The sequence below is a fragment of the Pseudomonas sp. PvP025 genome (genome assembly GCF_017832155.1).
In the GTDB taxonomy this organism is placed as follows: Bacteria; Pseudomonadota; Gammaproteobacteria; order Pseudomonadales; family Pseudomonadaceae; genus Aquipseudomonas.
The window spans coordinates 3,881,308-3,896,265 of sequence record NZ_JAFIBJ010000001.1; the positions used below are offsets into that span (position 1 = coordinate 3,881,308).

Below are 14,958 nucleotides of genomic sequence, written 5' to 3' on the forward strand. Positions count from 1 at the left end.
AGTTTAACGAATTGGCGGGAGAACGCTACAAAACTTGCGCTTTGGCAGGAGATCGGTCGATTTTTAACGGTGATAGCAACTTATTGCCCAGTTTCGAAAATGCGCGAAAAAACAACCACTAGCTACAAAGCGATACAATTCTTCTCATTGTCTACCACCACTCATCAGCATTTCCATTTGTTTGCACAGCGCATCGGCGGTTAGAGTTTCCGCCACTTAGACATGGAGGTCGAAAAATGAGCATTTGCCGTTTTACAGGGAGTTACAACACTGATGAATTTGACCCACGTTTTCGCACCTCAAAACCGACGCCTGATCAAGCTCATCACCGCCGTCAATGATGAGCAGACACTGCTGCTGGAGCACTTCAGCGGGAGTGAAGCACTCTCCACGCTGTTCAGCTTTGAGCTGTCGCTGATCTGTCAGGACGCCCGGCGCGAACTCAAATCCCTGATCGGCCAACCCGCCCACCTCGAAATCGAACTGGCCGACGGCGGCGTGCGCTATATCCATGGCCACATCACCCATTTCAGCCTGCTGGGCAGTGACGGTGGCCTGGCCCGCTAACGTGCGACATTGAGCCCCTGGCTGTGGATGCTGACGCGTCGGTTCGACTCGCGGATCTTTCAGGAGCAGACCATAGAAACGGTCATTCGCACGGTGTTCGACCACTACGGCGGGTTGGCCGCGTTCGAATTTCGCCTGCAGGCGCCACTCAAGTCCCACAGTTACATCACCCAATACCGCGAAACCGATCTGAGTTTTGTAATGCGCTTGCTGGAGCAGGACGGGTTGTTCTTCTACTTCGATCACACCCAAGACGGTCACCGCCTGATCATCACCGATCAATCGCAATCGTTGGAGGCGCTGGCAGAGCAACCGCAGATCCGCTACCACAGCGCCTCCGTCACCGAGACCGACGATTCAATCACTCAGTGGCACGGTCACCGGGTGCTGCAATCGGGCAAGATGACCACTCAAACCTTTGACTACAAACAGCCGAGAAACCCGCTGCCCATTCACATGGCCAGCCTGAACCAACAGGGTGATACACCGCCTTACGAGGTCTACGATTTTTTCGGCGCCTACAGCCATGGCCTGCCGGAGCAAGGCGAGGGGCTGGTTCGTCAACGCCTCGAAGCCATGGAAGTGCAGGGCAAAACCTTCATCGGCAACAGCAACTGCCGAGCCATGCGCCCAGGCTTTACGTTTGAACTGACCCAGCACTTTGACCACGACGCCGGCTCCGCAGAGGATCGCCAGTTCCTGCTGATGTCGGTCGAGCATCAGGGCCGCAACAACTACCTGTCGGATGAGCCCGCGGGTTACACCAACGAGTTCGTCTGCATTCGCCGCAAAATCCCCTACCGCCACCCACTCACAGTGCCCCGTCCCACCATCGGCGGGCCACTCAGCGCGATCGTCATCGGGCCCGAGGGCGAAGAGGTATTTACCGATGAGATGGCGCGCATCCAGGTCAGGTTTCACTGGCAGCGCGGCGATGCCCAACCTCAGGGCACCACCTGGGTACGGGTGGCGATGCCCAGCGCCGGCAGTGGGTTTGGTCATCAGTTTTTGCCGCGAATCGGGCAGGAAGTGTTGGTGACTTTCCTGGCGGGCGATATCGATCGCCCCGTGGTGACGTCGGTGCTCTACAACGCCGACCAAACGCCGCCGCGTTTCAGCAAGGCCTCGGGTTTGCCGGGCAATCGCGCACTCTCGGGGATTCAGACCCAGGAGCACAAGGGCCGTGGGTTCAATGAACTGTTGTTCGACGACACGCCGGGGGCCTTGCGTGCGCGTGTCGCCACGACCCATAACGCGACGGCCCTCAACCTGGGCAAGCTCACTGAGCCGCGCACCGACGGCCAGGCCCAGCCCCGCGGCAACGGCGCGGAACTGCGCACCGATGCCGCGATTGCCCTGCGCGCCGCCCAGGGCATGTTGCTGACCACCTACGCGCGGCAGGACGCCAGCGGTTCACAGCTGGACCGTGAAGAACTGCTCAAGCTGCTGGACGAGTGTGGCGAGCTGTTTAAAAACCTCGGGCAAACTGCCGCCGCACGTGGCGGCGCAACGGTAAACAACCAGGGCATCGACGCTCTGCGCCAGTCCCTTAACCAGTGGCCGGCTCCAGGCAGCAACAGCGCTGGCGACCCACTGCTGGCGACGGCGGCGCAGGCTGGCATCACCAGCGCAACGCCGCGTTCGCAACTGCATTACGCCGGGGCGAACCACGACACCACCGCCCAGGACCATCTGCAACTGACCAGCGGCGCCGCCATGCGCCTGCAAGCCGGCAAGGGCATCAGTGCCTTCGCCCAGGACGACGGCATCAGCGCCATCGCCAATCGCGGCAAGGTGCTGGTCCAGGCGCAGGAAGACGACATCACCCTCAGCGCGAAGAAAAACCTGCACCTTTCGGCAGCCGAGGGCGAGGTGGTGATCACTGCGCCAACCATTCGCCTGGTGGCCGATGACGGCAGTTACATCAAGATCGGCGGCGGCGTCGAAATAGGCAGCCAGGGCAAAGTGAGGGTGCATGCCAGCGACCATGACTGGGTCGGCCCCAAAACCGACAGCGCGCAGGTCCCGGCATTCAACCGTGACCCAGCGGCCCAGCGCCTGGTCTTCCACTACCCTGGTCACGCCGACGACAACGCCCGAATGGCAGTCGACTACGCCTACCAGATAAAGCTGGAAGACGGCAGCACCGTGCAAGGCCTCACCGACGCCAGCGGCCTGACTAAGCGCGTCGAACGCGAGGCCATGCACCAGGCGCGAATCGCCGCGAAACGCGACCCGAAAGGAGGCAGCCAATGAGTGGTGATCAATACACCGTGGCAGAAAGCGTGACCCGGCTGATACCCCACTTCAGCACCGACCGCAAAATGGAAGTACCCGCCGACCTGCCAGGGGTGGTGATTTTTCTGCATGGGGTGAATGACCCGGGGGCGTCTTATGAGTCAGTGGAGACAGGGTTGTGTCAGGGGGTGAATGAGCGGTTGGATCGGCCGGATTTGAAGGCGGGAAGGTATGGGGCCGCTTATGCCGAAGCAAAAAAAATGCCGAAAGAAGACCTGCAGGACTGGCAGGTTGACACGCTGAATGACCCAGATACCTATCTTTACCAGCGTGACACCGAAGCACCCAAAACCCGCAGCCTGATGATCCCGTTCTACTGGGGATACCGCGCCGAGCCAGGCGAGATAAAGCGGGATAAAAACAACGACCCCACCAAGCTGCGCGATCAATACCAGGACGTGTTCGAAAACCGTCTGGACCGACACTTCGCCAAGGGTGGCGGTTTCTTCGCCAACGCCACCAATAACTTGCTGGAAATGTACAGGGAAGGGTTCAACAATTGGATGCGCCATGGTGCCCAACTCACCCTGAAAAAAACTCAGTACATGGGCCGGGGGCCTCATCGGCGTTATTACGTACTCGCAGCAACCCGGTTGGCCATGCTGATCAGCGAAATTCGACGCGTCTCGCCCGATGAAACCATCACCATCATGGGTCACAGTCAAGGCACCTTGATCACCCTGCTGGCCCAAGCCTTGTTGATCGATAAAGCCCAGCGATGCGCCGACACCGTCATCATGGTGGACTCGCCGTACAGCCTGATGCCCGGCGCCACCCCCAAAGGCCATGACACCCTCGCCACGCTGATCGGCATCGTCACTGCCATTACCGGAACGCCTCACGCGCAGCCACCACTGTCTGCCCTGCGAGAGACTAAAACCTATGGCGGTCGCACGGGCCCCAAATGGTCACCGACCCAGGGCACCCGCAAAAACAAAGTCGGCAACCTCACGGTTTTTCCCGAGCGGGACAATCGCGGCAAGGTCTATCTGTACTTCTGCCCCGATGACACCACGGTCGCCCTCGACACGGTGAAGGGTATCGGTACTTTTGGCGTACCAGACGTTGTGCCGGATTTCGGTCGGCCCGCCATGATGGCCCTGCAGTTTTTACGTTTTTATCAACGAATGTGGACAAAACGTGAACGCGACGGTGAACCGTTCACGATAGGGAAAGCCCCTCAACCAGACTTTCTCCGCGCAGGGGGCGAACCCCGTTACTCAGGGGACGACCAGTTCGTTGGGGTTATCTCGCGAACGGGCACTGCGGAGCGCGAAGAGCGCCTGATCAATGGCGAACCTCTAAACCCCCTGCACATACCGCAAATGTTCGGTGGTGAGGCCGTACCTGGAACCCGCAACACGGCAGGCCTGGACAAACCGGACGATGTCGCTATCGAGTCCGCGCTGGGCAACCCCCATGCACAATTCAATCGGCTAAAGATCGATGAACGTACGACAGCGTTCGATCTGGAGCAGGAAGCCAGCCGATGGAACGAGGGAAAGGAGACCGGCGATCACGCGCGCATGAGTCAAGTTAAAATCCCGAACGCGCGCATGGACGGGTCGCTATACATCCTCCTCAGGGAAGAGACCGCAAACGAGATTCGTGCCCGACTGAGGGATAAACCTGAATTGGAGCCCAACAGTTATCACTCTGCGATTTTACGCAGCCCCGAAAATCAGCGCTGGGTGACAGCGATGGATATTGCGGTGGGCCAGGCTCACTGCCTTGACGACCCGGTTATGCGGGAGGTGTTGGTGGCGATTGCGGATTGGAGGATGGATGAAAAACTGTTTAGGGCTGCGAGCGAACTACCAGGCTGGTCGCGATTGAGTGAGGAGTCTCAGACATTGGTTGAGGCGTGCTCTCAGTATTATGAAATAGGAACATTCCCTCCTGCGGAGTTGGTATCGCTGACACCTCCCTCTCTTGTAACCAGCCCCGATAAAAAAGAAGCAGGCCAATGAGCGACCAGCAAAAGTCCATGCGAACGCTGCCCAAATTAAAACTCTATCTTTGGAGTGTCGGAGTGCTGCTTGTGCTTTGGCTCGGATTTATCTGGATTCTCCAAATCAAAGCACAGGAACTCAACATGGTACTTCGTGATATGAAACCCGTCATGGCCTGGGGCATCGCTGCCATTGTAGGCCCGTTGTTATTGATCTTTAGCATTCACTGGTGGGCCAACGCCATCGCTGGCGAGAAAGCGGAAATTGCTGCTTATCAAAACAGGATGGAAGCCAGAGACGCTGAACAACGGGCCGCTCGGACTCGAACCTACGGCTTGGAAATACGGGGAATAGGGCTTGCAGTAGATGGTTGGCAGCAATCCACAATCTGGAAGTTGATCAAAAAGAAAAACGATAACTTTGCTTCCATATACTCACAGAATTCGGACGATTACAGAGCGTCTCGAATCGTCAGAGAGAATATTCAGAGAATTAATACCCGCGCGGCCTTCAAACACTCGGCAAGCGAATCGGTAGCCTACTGGCCAATCCCCACCTTTGCTCTGGGTCCGCCCGATCCTTACGAAAAAGGCTACAAATCTGCAAGCCTTATCAACTCTGGGCGTAACGCCGCTACCTTGGGCGTTACACAATTTCTCTGGCAAGCAGATGAAAATACCAGTCATGCCCAAGGCATGATCGAGCGACTGTTTAAGTTTTTTGACGATAACCCCAAGGTGCCACAAGCTCTCATCGTTAGCGAAGACGGCGATGTGACTCGCGATATCTATCGCGAGCCAGGCACTCCCGGATTACGAAGTGCACAGGTCGTACCCACGATCTACGAGAGCATGACTGGCCTGCTAGTGACTCGTTCAGATCGTGTCGACCGTTACATTCGCCCTTTTGTCACTCAGGAGCCTGAGGACAATCAAAATAAAAATACCGATATGGGCAAATTGTGGGCTTTTTATTGGGACCGTAGTAAAGGCTTTAACAGCTGGTACAAGGCTACAGAACAAGCAAAAGGCGTAAAAAAAGTTTCAAACCCCAACACCATGTCCACCGCCTACTGGCAATCCCAACTCCCCACCTTCTGGAAAACCATCAGCAACCGCGGCCCCGGTTATTTCGAGCCCTCCCCTTGGCTGCCCATCCGTTGGGCCGACCATCAGCTCAAGGAATTCGATACCGCGCCAGTGCTGGGCTATCTGCACCGCCCCATCAAAGTCCCCCTGCAGGACGAAAACGGCAAATGCCTCAAACCTGCCCTGCAAGTCAAAGCCCTGCAAGCTGGCTGGCTCAAAGCTCTGGACACCCTGCCTGACGGACAAAAACCGGTGCGCGTGTTCTACGACACCACCGACAACCTCGAAGCAGAAATCGCCCTGACCAATGCCTTGCACAGCCTCAATACCGACGGCCATGGCCTGGAAGTGGGCAACGTTGAGGAGGGTTATGACATCGGCCGGCGCCTGGGCAATACGGGCGTGAGTGGCGCCCTGGTGCAAATCAACCTGGCCACCATCGCCAGCTACCTCGACGGCGGCGCCAGCGCCGTGGTCTACGCCGGCAGCGATGGCAGCCTGACCGTGCAAATGATCAGCCCACCCAGTGATGCGCAGAAGGCGAAAAACCAACAGTACCGAGGTGCCGACCCCTTCAAGTTCGGTTCCCCAACAGGCGGGGCACCCAAAACATGAGCCATCCCATCTGCTTCGGCGACCCCACCAGCAGCGGCGGCAGCGTGGTGTCGTGCCAACTGGCCGGCACTCACACCCTGAAAAGCAAAACCCCGGCAGTTAAAGGTGACAAAGCCTCCTGCCCGTTACACGGGGGCCTGTTTGCGTTTATCGAGGGGCATCCCCATCGACGCATGAACGGAATACCGGTGGTACTGCAAGGGCATCGGCTGGCCTGCGGCTGTCATGGCGTGGCGAGCCATGCGCTGAATGTGCGCGTGGTGTAGATGCGAGCAGAATATTGGAAACCAATAGGGTTCTTCGCGATATGAAACCCGTAATGGCTTGGGGCATCGCCGCGATTGTCGGCCCGTTGTTATTGATCTTCAGCATTCACTGGTGGGGCAATGCCATAGCCGGTGAAAAAGCAGAGATCGCCGCTTATCAAGACAAGATGGTAGCCAGGGATGCCGAACAGCGAGCCACTCAGGTGCGGACCTATGCGCTGGAAATAAGGGGTGTAGGGCTTGGCATTCACCAAGACGCTCAGTCTGAAATATGGCAGTTCATCAAGAAGAAAAACGACAACTTCGCTTCGATTTATTCGCAAGACCCGAAAGACTATAAAGCCTCATTAAAATCTCGGGAAAACTCTAGAGATATTAAAATCCGCTACGCATTCAAGCATTCGGCTGGCGAGTCAGTGGCCTACTGGCCAATCCCAGCGTTCTCTATAGCCCCGCCCAAACAACCCTCAGACACAGGCGCAGCGGACAGCATCCTCAACGGTCGCAATGCGGCCACCTTGGGCGTCACACTTTTCCTTTGGCAAGACGCCGAGAATACAACTCACGCGCAGGGCATGGTCGAGCGACTGTTCAAGTTCTTTGATGACAACCCTAAAGTCCCACAAGCGTTGATGGTCAGTGAAGACGGCGACGTGACTCGAAACGGCTTACGTGTAGCGGGAACTCCCGGACTGCAAAGCGCCCAAGTCGTACCCACCATCTACGAAAGCATGACCGGACTTCTTGTCACTCGCTCGGATCGCGTGGACCGTTACATACGCCCATTCGCCACTCACGAGCCTGAGGACAATCAAAATAAAAATACCGACATGGGCAAGCTCTGGGACTTTTACTGGAAGCAATCGCCCAAGTTCATCGACGTATACGAGAACGCGGAACGCGCCAAAGGCGCCAAGGACCCCTTGGCCCCTGGCACCATGTCCACCGCCTACTGGCAGTCCCAACTCCCCACTTTCTGGAAAACCATCAGCAACCGCGGCCCCGGTTATTTCGAACCCTCCCCTTGGCTGCCCATCCGTTGGGCCGACCATCAGCTCAAGGAATTCGATACCGCGCCAATGCTGGGCTACCTGCACCGCCCAATAAAAGTCCCTCTGCAGGACGAAAGCGGCAAACGCCTCAAACCTGCCCTGCAAGTCAAAGCCCTGCAAGCTGGCTGGCTCAAAGCTCTGGACACCCTGCCTGACGGACAAAAGCCGGTGCGCGTGTTCTACGACACCACCGACAACCTCGAAGCAGAAATCGCCCTGACCAATGCCTTGCACAGCCTCAATACCGACGGCCATGGCCTGGAAGTGGGCAACGTTGAGGAGGGTTATGACATCGGCCGGCGCCTGGGCAATACGGGCGTGAGTGGCGCCCTGGTGCAAATCAACCTGGCCACCATCGCCAGCTACCTCGACGGCGGCGCCAGCGCCGTGGTCTACGCCGGCAGCGATGGCAGCCTGACCGTGCAAATGATCAGCCCACCCAGTGATGCGCAGAAGGCGAAAAACCAACAGTACCGAGGTGCCGACCCCTTCAAGTTCGGCTCGCCAACAGGCGGGGCACCCAAAAAATGAGCTATCCCATCTGCTTCGGCGACCCCACCAGCAGCAGCGGCAGCGTGGTGTCGTGCCAACTACCCACAAAAAATGGGCACCCGACCCAGTCGGCATGCCCATTTTTTTCGTAACGCCCCGCCTCCCTTCGAGGCAGTGCCGCCCCTTACGGATTAACGCTGTCCTTCAACGACTTGCCCGGCTTGAACGCAACGGTGTTGCTCGCCTTGATTTTCACCGGCTCGCCGGTCTGCGGGTTTTTGCCGGTGCGGGCGCCGCGGTGGCGTTGCAGGAAGGTGCCGAAACCAACGAGGGTGACGCTGTCCTTACGGTGCAGGGCGCCGGTGATTTCTTCGAGGACGGCGTTGAGCACGCGGTTGGCCTGTTCTTTGGTCAGGTCCGCTTTTTCAGCGATGGCGGCTGCGAGTTCTGGTTTACGCATAGATGAAGCCTCTTTGACGGTTTTTTGTTGTTATGTCCGTGCCACTCTCTGGCGGAACGGCGCCCAAAGCGCCGCAGGCTCTACTCTGCGGCAGACGGGAGTGAGGATGGCATGCCCACAGACGCCGCGCCAGCCTCGCGGCGACCTTTCTCTAGGCAAAAACGTGCTTATTCCGACAGAACGACAGGCATTTACGCCAGCAAAGGCGGGAGTTCCTTGTTGAGCGCCAGTTTTTCCATCACGGCGCTGCCGGTCAGCGCGTAACCCAGCAGGCGGCCGCTGGCGTCGCGGCACAGGGCCTTGATGTTGGCGCCCTCGCCTTCGACACTCCACACGCCTTCGGTACCCCGTGGCGGTGGCGACACCACCAGTGGGCAAACCGGGGTTTTCACCGTAACCGGCATTGGCCCATAACTGACCGCCGTGGCATTGCCGGCCAGGGTCTGGGCCAGGGCGCGGGCGCAGGTCATGAGGGGCATCACGTACAGCAGGTTCAGGCCATCGACCTCGGCGCAGTCGCCCAGGGCATAGATATTGGCATGGGAGGTCTTGAGGTGGCGGTCCACCATGATTCCACGGTTGATCTGCAGGCCGGCGGCGGCGGCGAGGTCGACGCGCGGGCGCAGGCCGATGGCCGAGACCACCAGGTCGCACGGGATCACCTTGCCGTCCGACAAGTGGGCCTCAAGACCATCCGCCGTGCGTTGCAGGCGGTTGAGCACCGGGCCCAGGTGGAAACGCGCGCCCAGGCCTTCCAGGCCGGCCTGTACCGCAGCGGCCGCCGCCGGGTGCAGCAGGGTCGGCATGACTTGTTCGCACGGCGCCACCAAGTCGATTTCATAGCCGCCGAGGATCAGGTCGTTGGCGAATTCACAGCCAATCAGGCCGGCGCCGAGCACCAGCACGCGACGTTTGCCCGCAGCGGCGGCGCGAAAGCGGGCGTAGTCTTCGAGGTCGTTGATCGGAAAAATCAGCTCAGCCGCATCGCCTTCAACCGGCACGCGTACGGTTTCGGCGCCCCAGGCCAGGATCAGGTCGCGGTAGGTCACCGCTTCCTCGCCGATCCACAGGCGTTTGTGGCCGGGGTCAATGCCGCTGATGCGGGTGTGGGTGCGCACTTCGGCCTTGAGTTGCTCGGCCATGGCGCCCGGTTCAGCCATGCTCAGGCCATCGGCTTCCTTGTTCTTGCCAAAGCCGGTGGAGAGCATGGGCTTGGAGTAGGAGCGCCCGTCATCGGCGGTGATCAGCAGCAACGGGGTTTCGCTGTCGAGCTTGCGAAACTCCCGAGCCACGTTGTAACCGGCCAGTCCTGTGCCGATGATCACGACAGGTGCGTTCATTCCTTTCTCCTTGTAATACATTTCTCAAACTTCGAATCAGCCGATTTCGATCATCTCGAAATCCATCTTGCCCACGCCGCAGTCCGGGCACAGCCAGTCTTCCGGGACGTCCTGCCACAGGGTGCCCGGCGCGATTCCGTCATCCGGCCAGCCGTCCTTTTCGTCGTAGATCAGGCCGCAGACTACACATTGCCACTTCTTCATTACTTGCTTCCTCAGGGTCCAGGCATTTTGGCCGGCGGTCCATATTCTGCATTGCCGCACGGCTCAGGGCGTTTTGTACTGACAGGGGCCGCCGGATGCAAGCACGTTCGGCGCAAACGGCCGGTTCAGCCCGGCAAAAGGTCGGGACGCCATGATAAGCTCGGCGCCTCTTTTACTGCCCATACTGACTCGCCGTGCCGCACTCGACCGCGCTTTCCGATGCTTGCCAATGGCTGCCCCAGAGCCTTCTGCGCCCGACACCCGCGCCCCTGATCCTCGATTGGCTGTTCGACGAAGGCTCGCTCACGCGGCGGCTGACAGGGTTGTCCAACGACACGTTCAGCGTGACACCGCTGGTCGAAGGCTGGCAAGCGCTGCGGGACGACGAATGCGCGGCGCTGGGCCTGCCGCCAGCCACGCTCGGCTGGGTGCGGGAGGTGTACCTGCGCGGGCACGGCCAGCCGTGGGTATTTGCCCGCAGCGTGGCGTCGCGCAGTGCGTTGCAGGGTGACGGCTTGCACATGGACGCGCTGGGCAGCCGCTCGCTGGGTGAGTTGTTGTTCTGTGACCACGCGTTTACCCGCCAGGCCATTGAGGTCTGCCATTACCCACGCCAGTGGCTGCCCACGCCGGACCAGGCCGACAGGCTGTGGGCACGCCGCTCGCGCTTTGATCGCGGGGCATTGAGCGTGCTGGTGGCGGAAACCTTCCTGCCGGGCTTCTGGCAGGCGCTGCATGACCATCCGGAGAGTTGCTGATGTATCAACGTGTGCTCAAGTCCCTGAATCGCCTGAACCCCAGGGCCTGGGATTTCATTCAGTTGACGCGCATGGACAAGCCCATCGGCATCTACCTGCTGCTGTGGCCGACACTGTGGGCGCTGTGGATCGCCGGCAAGGGCGCGCCGTCGCTGCTCAATATCGTGATTTTCGTGCTCGGCGTGGTGCTCACCCGTGCGGGCGGCTGCGTGATCAACGACTGGGCCGACCGCAAGGTCGACGGCCACGTGAAACGTACCGAACAACGCCCGCTGGTCAGCGGCAGGATCAGCTCGAAAGAGGCACTGGTGTTTTTTGCGCTGCTGATGGGCATCAGTTTCCTGCTGGTGCTGCTGACCAATGCCAGCACCATCCTGCTGTCCCTCGGCGGCCTGGCGCTGGCGGCAAGCTATCCGTTCATGAAGCGCTACACCTATTACCCGCAGGTGGTGCTGGGCGCGGCGTTTTCCTGGGGCATGCCGATGGCGTTTACCGCCGAAACCGGCCACCTGCCGGCCACCGCCTGGCTGCTGTATATCGCCAACCTGCTGTGGACGGTGGGGTATGACACCTATTACGCAATGACCGACCGCGACGACGATGTGAGGATCGGGGTGAAATCCACGGCGATTCTGTTTGGCGATGCCGATCGGGTGATCATTCTCACCCTGCAGGGCCTGTCGCTGGTGTGCCTGTTGCTGGCCGGCGCGCGGTTCGAACTGGGCGGCTGGTTCCAGTTGGGGCTGCTGGCGGCGGCGGGCTGTTTTGTGTGGGAGTTCTGGTACACGCGGGACAGGGACCGCATGAAATGCTTCAAGGCGTTTTTGCACAACCACTGGGCGGGGTTGGCGATTTTTGTGGGGATTGTGCTGGATTACGCGGTTCGCTGAGGTGTTTGCGGCGACGGTTCGGAGGCCATCGCGAGCAAGCCTCCTTCCACATTTGAATGCATTCACAGATCAAAATGTGGGAGGGGGCTTGCTCCCGATGCGCTCACCAGCGGCGCAGTCTCAAGGTTTGATGACGTGCCAGACGCCACCCTTGCCATCACCGGTCTTTTCCCCGGCCTTGGTGTCACCCTTGAACGTGTACACCGGCTTGCCTTTGTAGGCCCACTGGCTGGTCTGATCGTCACGGGTGATGACGGTCCAGTCGCCGGCCTTGGTGTCGGTGGATTCCGCCTTCAGCGGCGGCCAGTTGATTGCGCACTGGTCCTTGCACGCGGATTTGCCATCGGCATCCTTGTCGAAGGTGTAGAGGGTCAGGCCCTTGTGGTCCACCAGCAGACCGTCTTTGGTCATTGCGGGCTCTGCTGCGGATGCCAGGCCAGGCAGCGCCAGTGCAGCCGATACCAGCAGGGCTTTCCAGGAAACAGTGCGGTACGTCATCGGAACCTTCCTCTTGTGGTTGTCAGGATTCGGACCCAAAGGGTAGTCCAGAGTGCCGTGAATTGCCCAGGCGAAGAAATTACTGTCACACGACTGCAATAATTCCGTTATCTAATGCGGCGCAAGACAGTTAAATGACAAGAGGATTTTCGAGCATGGTTGGCAGGAGCATTCTGATCGTCGACGACGAAGCGCCCATCCGCGAGATGATCGCCGTTGCGTTGGAAATGGCCGGCTACGACTGCCTGGAGGCGGAAAACTCCCAGCAGGCCCATGCCATTATCGTCGACCGCAAGCCGGACCTGATCCTGCTGGACTGGATGCTGCCCGGTACCTCCGGCATCGAACTGGCCCGCCGCCTCAAGCGTGACGAGCTGACCGGTGACATCCCGATCATCATGCTCACCGCCAAGGGCGAAGAGGACAACAAGATCCAGGGCCTGGAAGTGGGCGCGGATGACTACATCACCAAGCCGTTTTCCCCACGCGAGCTGGTCGCGCGCCTGAAGGCCGTACTGCGTCGCGCCGGGCCGACCGATGGTGAAGCGCCAATCGAAGTCGGCGGCCTTATCCTGGACCCGATCAGCCACCGTGTGACCATCGACGGCACACCGGCGGAGATGGGCCCCACCGAATACCGCCTGCTGCAGTTCTTCATGACGCACCAGGAACGCGCCTACACCCGTGGCCAGTTGCTGGACCAGGTGTGGGGCGGCAATGTGTACGTGGAAGAGCGTACCGTGGACGTGCATATCCGCCGCCTGCGCAAAGCCTTGGGCGATGCCTACGAGAATCTGGTACAAACCGTGCGCGGTACCGGCTATCGGTTTTCCACCAAGGGCTGAGCCCCGCCTCTGACTTAAGCGCCTGACTTAACCGCTGACAAGGACGCATGTTCAAGTGAATCAAAACTGGCATGGCACCCTGATCCGCCACATGCTGCTGCTGATCACCGCCTGCCTGCTGGTGGGCCTGATCAGCGGTTATTACGGCTGGAGCCTGGCGGTGGGTATCGCCCTGTATCTGGGCTGGACCCTCAAGCAATTGCTGCGTCTGCACGAATGGCTGCGCCAGCACAAACCCGACGAAGCGCCCCCCGACGGCTACGGCCTGTGGGGTGAGGTGTTCGACAGCATCTACCACCTGCAACGCCGCGATCAACGGGTGCGCGGGCGCCTGCAGGCGGTGATCGACCGAGTGCAGGAGTCCACCGCCGCGCTCAAGGATGCGGTGATCATGCTCGACAGCGACGGCAACCTGGAATGGTGGAACCGCGCCGCCGAGACCCTGCTGGGCCTCAAGACGCCCCAGGACAGCGGTCAGCCGGTCACCAACCTGGTGCGCCACCCGCGCTTCAAGGAATACTTCGAGCAGGACAACTACGAAGAAGCCCTGGAAATCCCCTCGCCCACCAACGACCGGGTGCGCATCCAGCTGTACCTGACGCGCTATGGCAACAATGAACACCTGATGCTGGTGCGCGATGTCACGCGCATCCACCAGATGGAACAGATGCGCAAGGACTTCGTCGCCAACGTTTCCCACGAACTGCGCACGCCGTTGACGGTGATCTGCGGCTACCTGGAGACGCTGCTGGACAACGTTGACGGGATCAACCCGCGCTGGACCCGCGCCTTGCAACAGATGCAGCAGCAGGGTTCGCGCATGCAGACCCTGCTCAACGATTTGCTGTTGCTGGCCAAGCTGGAAGCCACCGACTACCCCTCGGATAACCATCCGGTGGCAGTGAAAAGCCTGTTGCACACCATCAAGAACGACGCCCAGGCCCTCTCCGGCGAGCGCGGGCAGCAGATCAGCCTGGAAGCCGACCCGTCGATCCTGCTCAAGGGCAGCGAAGGCGAGTTGCGCAGTGCATTTTCAAACCTGGTGTTCAACGCCGTGAAGTACACCCAGGACAAGGGCAACATCCGCGTCCGCTGGTGGGCCGACGAACACGGCGCGCACCTGAGCGTGCAGGACTCCGGCATCGGCATCGACGCCAAGCACCTGCCGCGCCTGACCGAGCGCTTCTACCGCGTCGACTCCAGCCGCAACTCCAATACCGGCGGCACCGGCCTGGGCCTGGCCATCGTCAAGCATGTGCTGCTGCGCCATCGCGCACGCCTGGAAATCAGCAGCGTGCTGGGGCATGGCAGTACGTTCACCTGCCATTTTCCGCCAACGCAGGTGACGCGTTCGCCCCTGGTCGACGAAGACCTGTAACCCAAGAACACTGTAGATCCCTGTGGGAGGGAGCTTGCTCCCGATAGCGGTGGATCAGCCAGCCTGTGTGGCTCTGACCCACCGCTATCGGGAGCAAGCCCCCTCCCACATTGGAATTGTGTTGACCTGGAAGCGGTATTCCAGAGCCCGCGCGCCAGCGGGTACTAGGCAAGCGCCCCGCCAGCCGCTACATTGGCCGCCTTGCGCCTGCCTTTCGGGGCCTGCCTGCCATCCCTAATTGAACACACGGAACCC

The 14,958-nt window shown here is 59.9% G+C and carries 12 protein-coding genes and 1 pseudogene; 9 read left to right on the forward strand and 4 right to left on the reverse strand.

Annotated elements, in window-relative coordinates:
• Positions 1–273: 273 nt before the first annotated feature.
• From tssI to JOE32_RS16885, 5 genes and pseudogenes are all read left to right on the forward strand, one after another.
• A pseudogene (gene tssI / locus JOE32_RS16865) lies at positions 274–2,823 on the forward strand (type VI secretion system tip protein TssI/VgrG).
• A complete protein-coding gene (locus JOE32_RS16870) occupies positions 2,820–4,835 on the forward strand; it encodes a DUF3274 domain-containing protein (protein WP_209986485.1) in 2,016 nt (671 codons plus the stop codon). The pseudogene tssI and the gene JOE32_RS16870 overlap by 4 nt, the downstream one beginning before the upstream one ends.
• Positions 4,832–6,520 carry a DUF2875 family protein gene (locus JOE32_RS16875; protein ID WP_209986488.1) on the forward strand — a complete coding sequence of 563 codons (1,689 nt, stop codon included), beginning with the start codon at positions 4,832–4,834 and terminating at the stop codon, positions 6,518–6,520. The genes JOE32_RS16870 and JOE32_RS16875 overlap by 4 nt, the downstream gene beginning before the upstream one ends.
• Positions 6,517–6,786: a PAAR domain-containing protein gene (locus JOE32_RS16880; RefSeq protein ID WP_209986491.1), complete on the forward strand. Its 270-nt coding sequence runs from the start codon at positions 6,517–6,519 to the stop codon at positions 6,784–6,786. Before JOE32_RS16875 ends, JOE32_RS16880 begins: the two co-directional genes overlap by 4 nt.
• 41 nt (positions 6,787–6,827) lie before the next feature.
• Entirely contained in the window at positions 6,828–8,369 is a 1,542-nt protein-coding gene (locus JOE32_RS16885; protein ID WP_209990578.1) for a DUF2875 family protein, read from the forward strand.
• Positions 8,370–8,514: 145 nt separating this feature from the next.
• Here JOE32_RS16885 and JOE32_RS16890 read toward each other — a convergent pair whose 3' ends face one another.
• The 3 genes from JOE32_RS16890 to JOE32_RS16900 form a co-directional block, all read right to left on the reverse strand.
• On the reverse strand, positions 8,515–8,790 hold the full coding sequence (locus JOE32_RS16890) for an HU family DNA-binding protein (protein ID WP_003213368.1): 276 nt from the start codon (positions 8,788–8,790) through the stop codon (positions 8,515–8,517).
• Between the two features lie 191 nt (positions 8,791–8,981).
• Positions 8,982–10,130 carry an FAD-dependent oxidoreductase gene (locus tag JOE32_RS16895; RefSeq protein WP_209986494.1) on the reverse strand — a complete coding sequence of 383 codons (1,149 nt, stop codon included), beginning with the start codon at positions 10,128–10,130 and terminating at the stop codon, positions 8,982–8,984.
• A 36-nt stretch (positions 10,131–10,166) separates the two neighbouring features.
• Positions 10,167–10,334 carry a rubredoxin gene (locus JOE32_RS16900; protein ID WP_003213373.1) on the reverse strand — a complete coding sequence of 56 codons (168 nt, stop codon included), beginning with the start codon at positions 10,332–10,334 and terminating at the stop codon, positions 10,167–10,169.
• A gap of 194 nt (positions 10,335–10,528) precedes the next feature.
• Here JOE32_RS16900 and JOE32_RS16905 point away from each other — a divergent pair, with 194 nt between their 5' ends.
• On the forward strand, positions 10,529–11,092 hold the full coding sequence (locus JOE32_RS16905; protein ID WP_209986497.1) for a chorismate lyase: 564 nt from the start codon (positions 10,529–10,531) through the stop codon (positions 11,090–11,092).
• Positions 11,092–11,982 (forward strand): 4-hydroxybenzoate octaprenyltransferase, encoded by an 891-nt coding sequence (gene ubiA / locus JOE32_RS16910; RefSeq protein WP_209986500.1) that lies wholly within the window; start codon positions 11,092–11,094, stop codon positions 11,980–11,982. Before JOE32_RS16905 ends, ubiA begins: the two co-directional genes overlap by 1 nt.
• Positions 11,983–12,102: 120 nt before the next feature.
• On the opposite strand, the gene JOE32_RS16915 is transcribed toward ubiA, so the two are convergent.
• Positions 12,103–12,480, reverse strand: a complete 378-nt coding sequence (locus JOE32_RS16915; RefSeq protein ID WP_209986504.1) for a hypothetical protein — start codon at positions 12,478–12,480, stop codon at positions 12,103–12,105.
• Positions 12,481–12,635: 155 nt separating this feature from the next.
• Between JOE32_RS16915 and phoB the strand changes: the two genes are divergently transcribed.
• Positions 12,636–13,325, forward strand: coding sequence for a phosphate regulon transcriptional regulator PhoB (gene phoB / locus JOE32_RS16920; RefSeq protein WP_003231714.1), 690 nt, complete (start codon positions 12,636–12,638; stop codon positions 13,323–13,325).
• A 91-nt stretch (positions 13,326–13,416) separates the two neighbouring features.
• Positions 13,417–14,703: a phosphate regulon sensor histidine kinase PhoR gene (gene phoR / locus JOE32_RS16925; RefSeq protein ID WP_245229323.1), complete on the forward strand. Its 1,287-nt coding sequence runs from the start codon at positions 13,417–13,419 to the stop codon at positions 14,701–14,703.
• Positions 14,704–14,958: the final 255 nt, after the last annotated feature.